Source organism: Achromobacter sp. LC458, assembly GCF_001005835.2.
Classification (GTDB): Bacteria; Pseudomonadota; Gammaproteobacteria; order Burkholderiales; family Burkholderiaceae_B; genus Achromobacter; species Achromobacter spanius_B.
In genome coordinates, this window is record NZ_LBHW02000056.1 from 1 (window position 1) to 14,516 (window position 14,516).

A 14,516-nucleotide genomic window follows, 5' to 3' on the forward strand; every position below is an offset into this window, starting at 1 on the left:
AGCAGGTCGTAGTCCTTGCGTGCGCGCGCCAGGGCCTCGCTCGGGGTGTTGCCGACGACGACCCATCCCAGTTCCTGCAACTTGCGCTGCATGTCGGGCTCTTTCAGGCTGGCCGCCATCGCGTCATGAAGCTTGTCGACGATGGCGGGGGGAGTGCCCTTGGGCGCCGCCAGCCCAAACCACCCAGCCGGAACCAAGCCTGTCACGCCCACTTCCTTGGCGGTCGGCACCTGGGGGTAGCCGCTGAAACGATAGTCGCTGGTCACGAACAGCGCCGTCGTCTTGCCGGCGGTGACATACGGAATCTGGGACGCCGCGTTGTCCATCATGGAGTCCACGTGCCCGCCCAGAATGTCGTTCACGGCCGGGGCCGCGCCCTTGTAGCCGATGATGCTGAGGTTCAGCCCCGCCAGCTTGGCGAAGGCCGCCTGCGTCAGATGCGCCTGCGTGCCCAGGCCCGCATTGGCCGACGTCAGGCCGCCCGGCTTGGAGGCATCCAGCGCCTTGAAGTCCGCATAGGTCTGCGCCGGGAACGTCTTGTTGACCACGAAGACGAACGGCACTTCGACGGCGATGGAAATATGCGCCAGGTCGTCCAACGTGCTGTACCGCAGCTTGTAGATGTGCGGGTTGACCGAGATGGTTCCGCTGGCGCTCAGCAGCAGCGTGTAACCGTCCGGAGCCGCCCGCACGACGTGTTCGGTGGCGATGGATCCGCCCGCGCCCGGCTTGCTGTCCACGATGATGGGCTGGCCCAGGCGCTTGGACATGGACTCGGCCAGCAGCCGGGTCATGGTGTCCGACGCCGACCCCGGCGCATAGGGATAGACGATGGTGATGGCCTTGGCCGGGTAGGCGTCGGCGGAGGCGGCTTGCGCCATGCTGCAAGGCAGCAGCAGCGCGGCAAGGTAAGTGCACAGGCGTTTCATGGTTGTTCCCCTTGTTGTCGTACTGTTTGAATGATGTTCTGAACGACCGGAATGGCAAGCGCGCCATACCAGTCCAGCTCGGCCAGCATGTCGGCTCGGTACCAGCCGGCCTCATGCAAAAGGTTGAGCGATGCAATGGTCTGGCCGTTCCAGCGCACGGGCACGTTGACCGCGCTTTCGCAGCCCAGCGACCGGATCAGTTCATGGTCCGGAAACGCTGCTACGCAGGCGGCGCGGTCGGCGCAGATCCTGGCCTTGCCGTCTTGCACGACGCGGGCGAAAAAATCGCTGTCTTCGCGTATCGGCTTGGCGCCGCCCGGCGGGTAGGCGTCCGGCCGGCTTGAGAAGTAGCGGCGGCTCAAGCTCGCTTGCCGGTCAAGGACCAGGACGGTGAACAAGCGATAACCGATGCGTGCCGCCAAGGCCGTGGCCAGCCCTTGCAGCCCGGTGTGCGGCTGCGGGCCGTCAGCCAGTGCGCGCGCCATCGCGCTGAGCGCACCCGCTTGCGGCGGAAGGTTTGTAGAAATCGTCACGGCCTGGTTTCCATCTGTGGTGGATAGCCATTTTGGCCGCCAAAGGCCATACCAAGCTAATGAATAAAGCTGAGATATCCATTACCATTTCCGCATGGAAACCGCCTCGACCGACCTTGCCTGGACTCGCCGCCTGAAGCTTCGACACCTACAGGTGCTGGCGGCATTGGAAAGCGCGGGCAGCGTCACCGCCGCCGCCAAGGCCATGCACATGACCCAGCCTGCGTTGTCGCATTGGCTCAGCGATATGGAAGACCTGGTCGGCACGGCGCTCTTCTTGCGGGGCCGCAAGCTGGAATTGACGGAAGCAGGGCGCGCGCTATGGCGCTATGCGTGCCGCGTGCTGGGCGATACCGCGCGCACGGGCGAAGAGATCGAGGCCGTGAAAGGCGGCGTGGCGGGCCATCTGCATATCGGCACGATCCTGTCCGCCGCGCCCGTGCTCCTGCCGCGCGCCATCGCGGCGCTGCACCAGCGGTCTCCCAAGGTGCAGATCGAATTGGTGGAAGGCCTGCTGGAACCCTTGATGGAACGGGTTGAACGCCGCGAAATCGATTTGATCATCGGGCCGTTGGACGTGCGCGCCAGCCGTTCGGGCCTGTGCACGGAATGGCTGATGACGGACACCTTCAGCGTGGTGGCACGACGCGGCCATCCGCTGGCGGAACTGGACGCGCCGCGGTGGGAAGATACCGGCGCGTACCCGTGGGTCTTGCCCCCACCCGGCACCTTGTCACGGATGCGGCTGGATCAGGCGGTGGCGGACGCGGGCATGCCGCCGCCCAGGCCGGCCGTCGAGACCAGTTCGCTGGTGGCGCTGCTGTCCATGCTGCAAGGGCGCGACTACATCGCTACCCTGGCAAGTTCCGTGGCGCACATGTACGAACAGCTGAACCTGATCCGCATCATCCGCGTGCCGTCGCGATTGGAGTTCGGCCCCATCGGCATGTTGTGGGCAGCGGATTCCCCCAGCATCGTGCTGCCGGCCTTGCGCGATACCTTGCGCGAAGAAGCCGGCAGTCTTGTCGAAACGGGGAACGGCGGCGCAAGCGCTACTTGACGGTGGCGTACTCCAGCGTCTTGGGCGTATGCGTCAAGACGCGCGGGGTGTCGCCCACGACCACCGTGTCATCCAGCCGGAAGCCGCCGATGCCATAGGCGTAGATGCCGGGTTCGGCCGAGTACACCTCGTTGTCCAGCAGCGGGCGCTGGCAGAACGCCATGTCTTCGGGATACTCATGATGGATGATGCCCACCGCATGCCCCGTGCGATGGCGGATGAAGTCGGCGTAGCCGGCTTTTTCGATTTCGGCTTGCGCGGCCGCGTCGATCATGCAGACCGGGTTGCCGGTGCGCGCGGCGTCGATGGCTGCCTCGTTGGCCGCCTTGGCCGCCGACCACAGCCGGGTCTGTTCGGCCGAGGGCGTGCCGCAGAACCAGGTGCGTTCGTTTTCGATGGTCAAGCCATTCAGACGCGGGATGACGATGTTGACCAGCACGTCGCCTTCCTTGATACGCGCGCCGCAGGACGCGCCGTCACCATGCGGGGACGCGGACGCCGGACCGCTCAACGTCCAGCAGCGAATCACCTCGAATTGCTCGCCGGGAAAGCGTTCGGCCGCTTCCTGCACGAACAGCGACGCCATGGCGAAGTCCAGTTCTTGAACCAGACGGCCCGGGCGAATGTTCTCGCGGTAACGGTCCTGAATCCAATCCGAGATGGACGCCGCCGCCGCCATGACGGCCAGTTCTTCTTCGTGCTTTTGCCAGCGCAGCGACCGGCATTCGGGCGTGGCGGGGCGCAGCACCAGCTCGGGCAGCAACCGGCCGACCGCCGCCAGTACCGGGCTGCCGCCCTCAACGGCGATGCGTGAACGCGCCAGCCCGGCCGATTTCAGGCGCGCCGCCAGCACCTCCGGTAACTGCGTGATCAGCGGCAGCCGGTTGGTCACGCGCGGGTGCTCGGCGTAGTAAGTGATATCGGTGATCCAGACCTTGCCCTGGTCCTGCGAAAAGCGCATGTGATGCGTGGACAACTCGTTCATCACCAAAAACGGTGTGCCGTTGCGCGGCACCACGGCAAAGATCGGGCGTTCCCAGGGCAGGACGTCGGTATGGAAGTTAGTGGCGAACTGAAAAAAATCCGCCGACGTGAAAACAATGGCGTCAACCGCCAGGTCGTCCATCATCGCGGTCATCTTGTCCAGCCGGTATTGCCAGACAGCCTTGGTCAGTTTGGGCATGCTGCGGGTCCTTGTGCAGAAGATTGATGGGTTGCCCACGCCAAGCCGGCCCGTGCATCGTCGAACAGGGCCCAGGCAGGCAACGCCATGGAACTTGTCGACGATTATGGGCAGGGACGGCATTAGCGCCCAATGAATAAAGCTGAGGCCGCCATAAGCGTTATGGCATGGGCAAGCGGCACGGCCGGGGCGGCCTGCGACGGTTCGGTTGTGTCGATGCCGCCGTCAGATATCCAGTTCGACCGTGCCGGCCGCCCGCGACACACAGACCATCATGCAGCGATGCTCGGCGCGTTGCGCATCGCTCAGGACGTAATCGCGATGATCGATAGCCCCGGACAGCACCGGCGCCTCGCAACTGCCGCACAGCCCTTCGCGGCACGAGCTTGGCCACGCGATGCCTGCTTCTTCCAGCACTTCCAGCAGTGACTTGCCGGCGGGAACCACATAGCGGCCACCGGATTTGGCTAGCACCACGGTGAAGGCATCGGCGCCGGGTTGCGCTGGGCCAGGCACGGGCGTGGGCGTGGGCGATGCCGAGAATCGCTCGGTGTGGAAATTCGACGGGGCAATTCCCAGCTGCACGCAGGCCTGGCCCACGGCATCCATCAAAGAGGATGGCCCACAGCAATACACATGGGACCCGGGCCGGGCGACTTTTTCAACATAGGAGGGCGCATCGCAGCGCGCGGCCCGTTCGTCGTCCATGTGCAGGGTGACCCGGTCGCCGTATTCGGCCAGCTCGTGCAAGAAGGCGGCATGCGCCCGGCCGCGGGCGCAGTAAAGCAAGGTCCAGGGCTCTTTGCGCCGCTCGCAGGCAAGGATCATGCCAAGGAAAGGGGTGATGCCGATCCCGCCGGCGATAAACACGTGCGACGTCGCCTGCGCATGTAAACCGAATAGTTGGCGCGGCGCACCGACGTGCAAGGTGTCGCCCTCGCGTAGCGTGTCATGGATGCGGCGCGATCCGCCCCGGGAGTCAACGGCCAGCCCGACCCCCAGGCGGTACTCGTCGCATTGCGCCGGATCGCCGCACAGGGAATATTGACGTGTCATCCCGTTGCCCAGATCCACGTCGATATGGGCGCCGGGCTCGTAGGCGGGCAGATTGGCGCCGTCTTTATCGCGCAGCAACAGGCTGACAACGCCCTGCGCTTCGGGCGTGATGCGGCAGACAATCAGCGGCTGCATGTCAAGCGGCCTCCGGCGCGGTCGCGATCGGAATCACGGTGGGGGCAAGCTGTTGCTCTTCCTGCACCCGCCGCGATACCACCCAGCGAAATTGCGACAGCGCCGCATCAATGGCCAACGGCACCATCTTGAAGTCCGGCGCCAGGGACAATGATCGCTGCTGCGCGGTGATGATCTCGCGGTCTTCGTCAAAGGCGGTGACCACGCTTTGGTGGATGGACGCCGTGACCTCCGGGCGGTCGATGGCGAAGTTATGCGGATGCGCGAAGAAATAGTGCGTGGACGTTGCCGTTTCCGGGGTCAGCGCCTGGCACCCGCGGAACTCGGCGGCGTCTACCCGCTGGCCTTCCTGTGCGCCCGTTCCGGTGGGCGCCATGCCCGAGTCCATGATGAGAATGCCGGGAACGGTGAAGTTATAGATGTTCCAACGGTCGACCCGGCCGGGCCAGTTCTTGACCTTGGCCGCAAACGGGGGCGCTTCGGTGTTCATCGTCCAACGCGTAATGCGCACGCCGTCCGGCAGGCGTTCCACCTTGGGCGCTACCGCCGCGTAGTCTTCACCGCCGCCCAACGTGGTCGGATGCACGAAGGGCAGATGCGAAAAGTCCAGCAGGTTATCGGCGATCAGCAGATAGTTGACGTCGTAGTGGATGTAGCCGTCCAGGCTGCGCCAGTCGGGGTGATCCAGCCATTGGGTGTCGGGAATAAGCGCAGCGTCCGCGCGCTCGGGGTCGCCCATCCAGATCCATATCCATCGGTTGCGCTCGACGACGGGAAAGGTATTGACGCGGGCTTGTGGCGGTATGCGCGCTTGGGCCGGGGCTTCGACACAGGCGCCCGAGGCGTCGAACTTCAACCCGTGATACATGCAGCGCACGCAGTCTCCCTCGCGCCGCCCCATGGACAGCGGCGCGCCGCGGTGGCAGCAGCGGTCTTCCAGCGCCACCAACGTGCCGGTGCTGTCGCGATACATCAACACGGGCACGCCGATCAACGTGCGCGAGAACAGGCCGTCCGCCGTGACTTCCTTGTCCCACGCCGCCACATACCAGGTATTTTTCACGAACATCGCAATCTCCTATTGCACGTAGCGCCATGCGCCGTTCTTGATCTGCACCATGACGGCGGCGCGTGCGTCGTAGCCCACGTGATCGCTCGGCGACATGGTGGCTATGCCTTGCGAAGTGACCACGTCCCGCGTGCTTTCCAACGCGTCGCGCAGCGCCATGCGGAACTGAGCCGTGCCAGGTTTGGCGCTGCGTAGCGCGGTCTTTAACGCGGGTTGCAGCACCAGGCCGGCGTCCCACGCATTGGCCGCGAAAACCGACATGGAATCCTTGCCATAAGCGGTTTCATAGCGTTGGGTCAGATCCATGGCAACCGCTCGTATCGGGTTGGCCGGGTCCAGCTGGCTTGCCACCACTACCGGGCCGACGGCGAACAAGGCGCCTTCAGCCTCCTTGCCCGCGATGCGCAGGAATTCGCGGTTGGCAATGCCGTAAGTCTGGTAGATGGCGCCTTGGTAGCCGCGTTCGCGCAGGGACTTTTGCGGCAACGCACCGGGCGTGCCGGATGCCGCCACCAGCACCGCGTCGGGTCGCACGCCCATCAATTTCAAGGTCTGCGCGGTGACACTGGTGTCGGTTTTTACATAGCGTTCGCTGGCGACCACCTCGATGCCGGCCGGTGCCGCCTGCTTGCGGGCCTCGGCCAGCCAACTGTCGCCGTAGGCGTCGGCAAAGCCGATGTAGCCCAGCGTTTTGAAGCCGTTGGCCTTCATGTGGGCAAGGGTGGCGGCGACCATCAGGTTTTCATTCTGGATCACTTTGAACACCCAGCGCCGCTGCGCGTCCATCGGTTCCACGATCTTCACGCTGGCCGCCAGGCTCAGCAACGGCACTTCTTTTTCCTGCGCGATAGGTACAAGCGCCAGGGTCGACGGCGTAACGGACGTGCCCAGAATGACGTCCACCTTGTGCTCGTCGACCAGCCGACGGAACGCACGCGCGGCCTGTGTGGTGTCGGATGCATCGTCCAGGACGATGTAGCGGATGGGTTCGCCATCCAGTTCGCGGGGCAACAGGTCAACCGCGTTTTTGGCGGGGCCGCCCAGCGATGCGGCGGGGCCGGTCAGCGACAGCACTATCCCGACGTTGATGTCGGCCAGGGCAGGGCCACTGGAAAGCAAGGCGCAAGAAAGCAGCGCCCCGGTTGTGAGGCGTAAGCGGGTTATCAAGATTTGTCTCCTTGGTGTGGAACGCCGATCTGCGCGGCGCTTGACATCAAGATAGGCAGGCGCGGAATATGCGTCAATGTCATTGCTCGAATAGTGAGAATGCACGTCATGCATAACGAAAAGCTGGACCTGAATCTGCTGGCGGTATTCGACGGCCTGCTACGCGAGCGCAGCGTGACACGCGCAGCCGAGCAACTGGGGTTGTCGCAAAGCGCAATGAGTCACGCGGTGAATCGGCTGCGCGACTTCTTTGACGACCCCCTATTCGTCAAGACAGGGCAGGGGATGCTGCCCACGCCCAAGGCCGAGAGCCTGGCGCCCACGATGCTGGACCTGATGGCCACCATTCGCTCGCAGGTGTTGTCGCAAGCACAGTTCGACCCTGCCGTGGCGCGGCGTGCGTTCACGCTATGCATGACGGACATGGGCGAATTGGTGTTCCTGCCGCCGCTGATCAAGCGGCTGCGAAAGCTGGCGCCGCATTGCACGCTGCGCTCGCGACAGGTGCCGGTCGCGCAGATAGAACCCTTGCTTGCTTCGGGCGAAGTGGACCTGGTGCTGGGCTCGCTGCGCGCCGCGCCGTCTGGCCTGTTTCAGCAGCAGCTGTTCATGCATCGGTTCGTGACGTTGGTCAGCGTCAAGAACACCGAGGTGGGCGATGTCATGACGTTGGAGCAGTTTCAACGCATGCCGCAAATCGTCGTGACGCTGGCAGGGCGATCGTCCGAAGCTTATGACAGCGCCATTGAAGAGCAAGGCATCACCCGGCACATCTTTTTGTCGACCCCGCACTTTGTCGTGGTGCCGTTGCTGATCGACCAGCATCCCGACCTGATCGCGACCGTGCCGCAGGAACTGGGCAATGTGTTTGCCGGCTATGGCTCCGTCAGGGTATTGGAGCCGCCGATGCCGTTGCCGTCTTTCGCATTGCGCCAGCATTGGCACCCGCGCTTTCACCAGGACCCGGCAATTGTGTGGCTGCGCGAATTGGTGAAAGACACCTTCGATGCCTATCCGCGGATGCCGGAGTGATCGGTCCGGCGGCCACGTCGATGCGCCGGCAACGTGCCGTGGCACTAGCCCAGCGCCGTATCCAGCAACGTCATCAGCACAAAGCCCAGCATCAGCCCGCCCGTGGCCCAGGCTTCGTGGCCCTTGCGGTGGGATTCCGGAATGATTTCGTGGCTGATGACGAACAGCATCGCGCCTGCCGCGAAGCCCAGGCCCCAGGGCAGCAGCTGCGCTGATCCGCCGACCAGCGCCGCGCCCAGCACGGCGCCCACCGGTTCGACCAGGCCGGATGCCGCGCCCAGCGCCGCCGAGAACGCGCGCGAATAACCCGCCGCCCGCAGCGCGATGGCGATGACCAGGCCTTCGGGCACGTCCTGGATGGCGATGCCAAGCGCCAGGGCGCTGGCGCGCATGGCGTCGTTGCCTGCGTAGCCCACGCCAATCGCCAGCCCTTCTGGCAGATTGTGCAAGGTGATGGCGAAGGCGAACAGCCAGGCGCGGCGCATGGCGCGCGCGTCCTTGCCTTCCTTGCCTTTGATGAAATGTTCGTGCGGGATGCGCTGGTCCGCCAGCATCAGTGCGCCCGCGCCCAGCAAAATGGCGGCGCCGACCGTCAGGCCGGCGGCCCAGCGCCCCAGGCCCAGGTCAGCCGCCGCGCCCAGCGCGGGCAGCACCAGCGAAAAGGCGCTGGCGGCCAGCATGATGCCCGCGCCAAAGCCCAGCATGGTGTCTTGCGTCCGCTCGGAAAGCGTCTTGCAGAACAAGATGGGCAAGGTGCCCAACGCGGTCGCGGCGGCGGCGGCCAGGCCGCCCAGCAGGGCGTCGCCCACCAGCGGATGGTGCGCATGCAACAGCAACCAGCCCTGGTAGAAGGCGGCAATACCCGCCACCGCCAGGAACGTCCACATGCAGCGCCTGAACATCGACATACGCGTTATACGCGTCATACGCGGGGCAGAGCGGGCGTCCATGTCCGTGGCGGTCCGGCGCTAGCGCTTGGCCGTGGCGTCGGGTTCGTCGGCCAGCATCAGGAAATGCCGCACCACCGCGCCGGTATTTTTTTCCAGCCACTGCGCCATCGCGATCTCTTCCTGCAAGATGCGCTCGCATTCGACGGCGGTTTCCGTGTCGCCCACGTAACGCGCGGCTTCGATGATGTTCTTGTAGGCGGCGATTTCCAGATTCTCGAAGGAAAAGCTGAACATCGAACCCTTGACGATTTCATCCGAGGCCAGCGCGCCCGAGAAACCCTGAAACGTTGCCATCGCCTTGCCGGCCATGTCTTTCATCGTGGAGTTGTCCTGTCCGCGCCGTTCCAGGCAGCGCTTGACCACGGCCTGCTGGCCGCGAGTTTCTTCGATGTGCTGCGAAATGCGCTGGCTCAGTTCCGGGTAGTTCTTGATGCGCGACAGCATGCTGGACAGCATGGTCTCTGCCTGTTCTTCCATCGCGTGCGCGTCGCGCAGCCAGTCGTTCAAGTGGTCGTTGGATGGCCGGGAGGTCGTGTCCATGTCGTTCTCCGAAAAAGGTGTCAGGCAGAGCGTTGCCTGGGGCTGCACCTACAGCAATCACCGTTCCCGCCGACCGCGCCGCAGCCTTAAAAAATTTGCCGTGCGGGCACGCAGTTTGCTGCCCCTTGTGGTTTTCGTGGAGGCCGATATGGGCATGATCAACAACTTATGGGACAACGCCGGGGTGCCGCTGGACAAGCAGCGATTCACCTGGGCGGAAATGGCCGGCAAGCCGATCAGCAAGTTGGACGATGATGCGTTCACGCGCGTGCGGATCATCTTGCTGAACGGGCTGGAGCTGGATGCGTTGCGGCTCAAGCATATTGCCAGCCGCTTCAACGAGCCGCTGCGCGTGCCGTTGGCGCAGTTGCGGCGGGTTGAGCAGCATCAGGCCACGATGATCAACTGGCTGCTGTCGGCCGACCATTCGCCGCTTGAGACCACCATCGCGTACGAGCAGGTGGCCATTGAAGTGACGGCGGCGGTGGCGCAAGCCGAGCCGGACCCGTATCAGGCGCAAAGCTATCGCTACGGCCTGCTGGAAGACTTTGACCACCTGTACCGCTATAGCGCGATGCTGGACCGGCTGGAAGGCAAGGACGCCAACAACATTCTTCAGGGCTATACCGATATCGTGCCGGGTCGGCCCACCGTCGACGAGCATCGCGCACCCGAGGACGACGTCAGGCATTCGTATCAGCGCCAGCAGGCGGCGCTGTTGACCAAGATGCACGCGACGTTGATCACGGCGGCGGAATACCAGACGCACGACTACTACATGAACATCGGACCCTTGTTTGCCGACCCGCTGGCGCGCCAGCTGTACGCCGAGATCGCGTCAGTGGAAGAGCAGCACGTGACGCAGTATGGGTCGTTGCAGGACCCGGATGAATCGTTGTTGGAAAAATTACTCATCCACGAAGCCACGGAAGTCTTCACCTATTACAGCTGTGTGGAGCAGGAAACGAATCCCAGGATCAAGGCGATCTGGGAACGCTTCCTGGACTACGAACTGGGCCATCTGTCGATGGTGAAAAACCTGTTCAAGGACATCGAGCGGCGCGACCCGGAAGAGGTGCTGGGGTCGGTCATTCCGTCGCCGTTGAAGTTTGCGCCGCAGCGCGACTTTGTGCGCGCCGTGCTGGCCAAGGAAACGGGCTTGCGCGCCAAGGGCACGGCCTACGTGCCGGGCGACCAGGAAAGCCAGGCGTCGATCCAAGCGCGCGGCATTCTGAATGCGGCGGGGTCGCCCAGCAGCATGGTGTCCGCCGGCTACGTATGGACGCCGGGCACCGAACTGAACCAGCGTGCCGAACGCCCGCGGCAATAAGGAGCCAACCATGGACAAAGCGACCAAGACCGGGATGAATCGCACCGGCATGCAGATGGCACCCGTGCAGGGGCCGATGCAAGTGAAGTTCGCGCTCGATCAGGGCCCCTCGCCCGGCGGCATGCAGGCAGCCGTCGCGCAGCGCACCGCGGCTATCGTGTCGGCCGGGCAGTTGGGGTCGGTGCCGGTGCCCGCCACGGGCAAGGGCGTGCTGACCACGGTTGCCGGCAAGCTGACCGGCCGCAATCCGGAGGTGCTGATCGACAAGCTGGGGCAGCGCGCGGCGTACGAGCGGTCGGGCGTGCGTCTGTACGAAGCCATGCTGGTCAAGGTCGAGGCCGACCGCGATGACCGCAACACCGGCCTGCGCACCGACCTGATCAAGATTCGTGACGAGGAAGAGGCGCACTTTCACATGCTGGTCGACATCATCGAAAAATTGGGCGCGGACCCCACCGCGCAAACGCCCGGCGCCGATGCGAGCGCGATGGCCTCGCTGGGCCTGGTGCAGGTGTTGACCGACCCGCGCACCAGCATTTCGCAGGGCCTGGAAGCGTTGCTGACCGCTGAACTGACGGACCACGCCTCATGGGAACTGCTGACAGAGCTGGCCGAGCAGCAGGGCCATGACGACCTGGCGGCCCAATCGCGCGAAGCCGAAGCGGCCGAGGCGCGGCACACGACCATCATCCGTCAATGGCTGCGCGAGTTCGTGGCGCGCGACGCCACGTGACGGACGGCTATCGCGCGGCGGTTATTCGGGGCGGTTGATGCGCACGCCGCTCCGGGACTAAGCTGGCGTCTGGCTATCGACAGCGGCGCAAGCGGGTTCATCCGGCATCGGCCCGAACCTGCCCGCCTCAAGGAGAGCAGCATGCGGCATGCGGTAGATCTGTCCGGGCGCGTGGCAATTGTCACCGGCGCCAATTCAGGGATCGGGCGCGGTATTGCGCTGGAACTGGCGGCGGCGGGGGCGCGGGTGGTGGTCAACCATCGGCCCAACGAAGACTCCGAGCGGCGCGGCCTGGATGTTGTGCATCAGATCGTCGACGCGGGCGGCCTGGCGGTGGCGGCGGCGGCCGACATCAGCCGCGAAGACGATGTCGAGCACTTGTTCAGCGTCGCGGCAGAACATTTTCAGGGGGTCGACATCCTGGTCAACAACGCCGGCATCGAGCAGCCGGCCGCCATTCAGGACATGACGCTGGCGCAGTGGCAGAAGGTGATCGACACCAACCTGACCGGCCAGTTCCTGTGCGCCCGCGCGGCGGCGCGCGCGTTCCTGAACCGGCAGCCTGCTCCGGCGCCGGATGAGGCCGCAGGGAAAATCGTCTTCATCAGTTCGGTGCACGAAGTGATTCCGTGGGCCTTTCAGGCGAACTACGCGGCGTCCAAGGGCGGCGTGTCGTTGCTGATGCAGTCGCTGGCGCAAGAGTTGGCGCCGATGAAGATACGCGTCAATTCCGTGGCGCCGGGCGCCATCCGCACCCCCATCAACGCGCCCGCGTGGAACACGCCGCAAGCCCTGGAATCGTTGCTGAAGCTGATTCCTTACGGGCGCATCGGCGAACCCGAGGACGTGGCGCGCGCCGTGGCGTGGCTGGCCAGCGACGACTCCGATTACGTCACGGGTTCGACCTTGTTCGTCGATGGTGGCATGACGCTATACCCCGGCTTTCGCGGGGCGGGCTAGGCCATGTCCAAACGCATCGAGGACTATGGCCTGATCGGCAATATGCTGTCGGCCGCGCTGGTGGCGCGCGACGGCTCGATCGACTGGTTATGTTTGCCGCATTTCGATTCCCCGGCCTGCTTTGCCGCCTTGCTGGGGGACGACAGCCACGGGCGCTGGTTGCTGGCGCCAGAGGGCGCGGGCCACACCAGCACGCGCCGCTATCTGCCCGACACCGCCGTACTGGAAACGCGTCACGAAACCCCGGACGGGGTGGTGCGCGTGTACGACTTCATGCCGCTTAGCGACGAGGAAGAGCGGGTGGACGTGGTGCGCATTGTTCAGTGCGAGTCCGGGCAGGTGGACATGCACATGGAGCTGACGCTGCGCTTTAACTACGGGCAGGCGGTGCCCTGGGTGCGGCGGCGCGATTACGGTCTTAGCGCCATCGCGGGGCCGGATGCCGTCGAGCTGCACACGGCTGTGCCGCTGCAAGGGCGCGACATGAAAAGCGTGGCCGAATTCCGGGTGCGCCAGGGCGAGACGGTGCCGTTCACCCTGTCTTACCACCGCTCGCACAAGACGCCGCATTTTGTGCCCGATCGCATGGAAAGCATGGACCGCACGATTGCCTGGTGGCAGGAGTGGGCCAAGCGCTGCCACTGGGAAAACGGGCCGGGGCGGCGGCGCGATGCGGTGGTCAGATCGCTGATCACGCTGAAGCTGCTGACGTTCCAACCTACGGGCGGCATTGTGGCCGCGCCCACCACGTCGCTGCCCGAGCAATTGGGCGGCACCCGTAATTGGGACTATCGCCATTGCTGGCTGCGCGATTCCGCGCTGACGTTGTATGCGCTGCTCAATGCCGGCTATCGCGAAGAAGCCGAGGCGTGGCGGCAATGGCTGTTGCGCGCGGCGGCCGGGCATCCGAACCAGTTGCAGATCATGTATGGCATTGCGGGCGAACGCTGGTTGCCCGAACACGATATTCCGTGGTTGCCGGGCTACGAGAAGAGCGCGCCGGTGCGGCTGGGCAATGCGGCGGCGGGGCAGATGCAGCTGGACGTTTATGGCGAACTGATCGAAACGCTGCACGCCGCGCGGGTGGCGGAGCTGGCGCCGCTGGCCGAAGCATGGCGCATGCAAAAGGTGCTGCTCAAACCGCTGGAGCAATTGTGGCGCAAGCCCGATCACGGGATCTGGGAAATGCGCGGGCCGCCGCGCGCGTTCACGCATTCGCGGCTGATGTGCTGGGTGGCGCTGGATCGCACGTTGAAATCGTGCGAACGCTTCGGTCTGGAAGGGCCGGTGGATCGGTGGCGCGCGCTGGCGGCCGAGATCCGGGAAGACATCTGCACGAACGGCTACGACGCCCAGCGCAATACGTTTGTGCAGTACTACGGCGGCACGGCGCTGGATGCGAGCCTGCTGCTGATTCCGCAGGTGGGTTTCCTGCCGCCGGACGATCCGCGAGTGACCGGCACCGTGCAGGCCATCGAGCAGGAACTGCTGCGCGGCGGCTTGGTACTGCGATATTCCACCGAGCATAGCGACGACGGCCTGCCGGGCGATGAAGGCGCGTTTCTGGCATGCAGTTTCTGGCTGGCCGACGCCTACATCATGCAGGGCCGGCTCGATGACGCGCATCGTTTGTTCGATCACCTGCTGTCGTTGCGCAATGACCTGGGCTTGCTGGCCGAGGAATACGACGTCGCGCGCAAGCGGCTGGTCGGCAATTTCCCGCAGGGGTTTTCCCATATCGGGCTGGTCAATACCGCCTACAACCTGAGCGCGGCGGGCGGGCCGGCGCACCAGCGATCGTTCCGCGACGCGCCGCAGGACTAAGCGGGCAGGCTTAAC

At 64.7% G+C, this 14,516-nt stretch carries 14 protein-coding genes; 6 read left to right on the forward strand and 8 right to left on the reverse strand.

The genetic code is table 11. The annotated features are described in order from the left end of the window. Both YH64_RS27655 and YH64_RS27660 read right to left on the reverse strand, forming a co-directional pair. A partial coding sequence (locus YH64_RS27655; RefSeq protein WP_143215567.1) for a tripartite tricarboxylate transporter substrate binding protein occupies positions 1-929 on the reverse strand: 929 nt, incomplete at its 3' end. Further along, on the reverse strand, positions 926-1,462 hold the full coding sequence (locus YH64_RS27660; RefSeq protein ID WP_255444791.1) for a GAF domain-containing protein: 537 nt from the start codon (positions 1,460-1,462) through the stop codon (positions 926-928). The genes YH64_RS27655 and YH64_RS27660, both read right to left, overlap by 4 nt. A 94-nt stretch (positions 1,463-1,556) precedes the next feature. Here YH64_RS27660 and YH64_RS27665 point away from each other — a divergent pair, with 94 nt between their 5' ends. Next, entirely contained in the window at positions 1,557-2,522 is a 966-nt protein-coding gene (locus tag YH64_RS27665; RefSeq protein WP_046807539.1) for a LysR substrate-binding domain-containing protein, read from the forward strand. Here YH64_RS27665 and YH64_RS27670 read toward each other — a convergent pair. The 4 genes from YH64_RS27670 to YH64_RS27685 form a co-directional block, all read right to left on the reverse strand. Beyond that, positions 2,515-3,705 carry a Xaa-Pro peptidase family protein gene (locus YH64_RS27670; protein ID WP_046807538.1) on the reverse strand — a complete coding sequence of 397 codons (1,191 nt, stop codon included), beginning with the start codon at positions 3,703-3,705 and terminating at the stop codon, positions 2,515-2,517. The genes YH64_RS27665 and YH64_RS27670 overlap by 8 nt on opposite strands. A 225-nt stretch (positions 3,706-3,930) precedes the next feature. Continuing rightward, positions 3,931-4,896: a PDR/VanB family oxidoreductase gene (locus tag YH64_RS27675; protein ID WP_046807537.1), complete on the reverse strand. Its 966-nt coding sequence runs from the start codon at positions 4,894-4,896 to the stop codon at positions 3,931-3,933. A gap of 1 nt (position 4,897) precedes the next feature. Continuing rightward, positions 4,898-5,965 (reverse strand): aromatic ring-hydroxylating dioxygenase subunit alpha, encoded by a 1,068-nt coding sequence (locus YH64_RS27680; protein WP_046807536.1) that lies wholly within the window; start codon positions 5,963-5,965, stop codon positions 4,898-4,900. A gap of 9 nt (positions 5,966-5,974) precedes the next feature. After that, positions 5,975-7,132, reverse strand: coding sequence for an ABC transporter substrate-binding protein (locus tag YH64_RS27685; protein ID WP_255444793.1), 1,158 nt, complete (start codon positions 7,130-7,132; stop codon positions 5,975-5,977). 108 nt (positions 7,133-7,240) lie between these two features. Here YH64_RS27685 and YH64_RS27690 point away from each other — a divergent pair, with 108 nt between their 5' ends. Continuing rightward, positions 7,241-8,164 (forward strand): LysR family transcriptional regulator, encoded by a 924-nt coding sequence (locus YH64_RS27690; protein WP_046807542.1) that lies wholly within the window; start codon positions 7,241-7,243, stop codon positions 8,162-8,164. 44 nt (positions 8,165-8,208) lie between these two features. Here the strand turns inward: YH64_RS27690 and YH64_RS27695 are convergent, their stop codons facing one another. Next, a complete protein-coding gene (locus YH64_RS27695; protein ID WP_255444794.1) occupies positions 8,209-9,051 on the reverse strand; it encodes a ZIP family metal transporter in 843 nt (280 codons plus the stop codon). An 81-nt stretch (positions 9,052-9,132) separates the two neighbouring features. Beyond that, the gene (locus YH64_RS27700; protein ID WP_046807534.1) at positions 9,133-9,654 is read right to left on the reverse strand and encodes a ferritin-like domain-containing protein; all 522 of its coding nucleotides are present in this window, start codon (positions 9,652-9,654) and stop codon (positions 9,133-9,135) included. Positions 9,655-9,808: 154 nt separating this feature from the next. On the opposite strand from YH64_RS27700, the gene YH64_RS27705 reads away from it, so the two are divergent. From YH64_RS27705 to YH64_RS27720, 4 genes are all read left to right on the forward strand, one after another. Then, positions 9,809-10,984 carry a hypothetical protein gene (locus YH64_RS27705; RefSeq protein ID WP_221935929.1) on the forward strand — a complete coding sequence of 392 codons (1,176 nt, stop codon included), beginning with the start codon at positions 9,809-9,811 and terminating at the stop codon, positions 10,982-10,984. 10 nt (positions 10,985-10,994) lie between these two features. Further along, positions 10,995-11,717 (forward strand): ferritin-like domain-containing protein, encoded by a 723-nt coding sequence (locus YH64_RS27710; RefSeq protein WP_046807532.1) that lies wholly within the window; start codon positions 10,995-10,997, stop codon positions 11,715-11,717. A 141-nt stretch (positions 11,718-11,858) separates the two neighbouring features. Next, entirely contained in the window at positions 11,859-12,677 is an 819-nt protein-coding gene (locus tag YH64_RS27715) for a glucose 1-dehydrogenase (protein WP_046807531.1), read from the forward strand. Between the two features lie 3 nt (positions 12,678-12,680). Further along, a complete protein-coding gene (locus tag YH64_RS27720) occupies positions 12,681-14,501 on the forward strand; it encodes a glycoside hydrolase family 15 protein (protein WP_046807530.1) in 1,821 nt (606 codons plus the stop codon). Positions 14,502-14,516 lie beyond the last annotated feature (15 nt).

What these genes read in the sequence shown, in the direction of transcription:
- YH64_RS27680 (WP_046807536.1), bottom strand. Translation starts at nt 5,965, where the DNA reads ATGTTCGTGAAAAATACCTGGTATGTGGCGGCGTGGGACAAGGAAGTC.
- YH64_RS27705 (WP_221935929.1), top strand. Translation starts at nt 9,809, where the DNA reads ATGATCAACAACTTATGGGACAACGCCGGGGTGCCGCTGGACAAGCAG.
- YH64_RS27675 (WP_046807537.1), bottom strand. Translation starts at nt 4,896, where the DNA reads ATGCAGCCGCTGATTGTCTGCCGCATCACGCCCGAAGCGCAGGGCGTT.
- YH64_RS27720 (WP_046807530.1), top strand. Translation starts at nt 12,681, where the DNA reads ATGTCCAAACGCATCGAGGACTATGGCCTGATCGGCAATATGCTGTCG.
- YH64_RS27665 (WP_046807539.1), top strand. Translation starts at nt 1,557, where the DNA reads ATGGAAACCGCCTCGACCGACCTTGCCTGGACTCGCCGCCTGAAGCTT.
- YH64_RS27700 (WP_046807534.1), bottom strand. Translation starts at nt 9,654, where the DNA reads ATGGACACGACCTCCCGGCCATCCAACGACCACTTGAACGACTGGCTG.
- YH64_RS27710 (WP_046807532.1), top strand. Translation starts at nt 10,995, where the DNA reads ATGGACAAAGCGACCAAGACCGGGATGAATCGCACCGGCATGCAGATG.
- YH64_RS27690 (WP_046807542.1), top strand. Translation starts at nt 7,241, where the DNA reads ATGCATAACGAAAAGCTGGACCTGAATCTGCTGGCGGTATTCGACGGC.
- YH64_RS27715 (WP_046807531.1), top strand. Translation starts at nt 11,859, where the DNA reads ATGCGGCATGCGGTAGATCTGTCCGGGCGCGTGGCAATTGTCACCGGC.
- YH64_RS27670 (WP_046807538.1), bottom strand. Translation starts at nt 3,705, where the DNA reads ATGCCCAAACTGACCAAGGCTGTCTGGCAATACCGGCTGGACAAGATG.
- YH64_RS27695 (WP_255444794.1), bottom strand. Translation starts at nt 9,051, where the DNA reads ATGTGGACGTTCCTGGCGGTGGCGGGTATTGCCGCCTTCTACCAGGGC.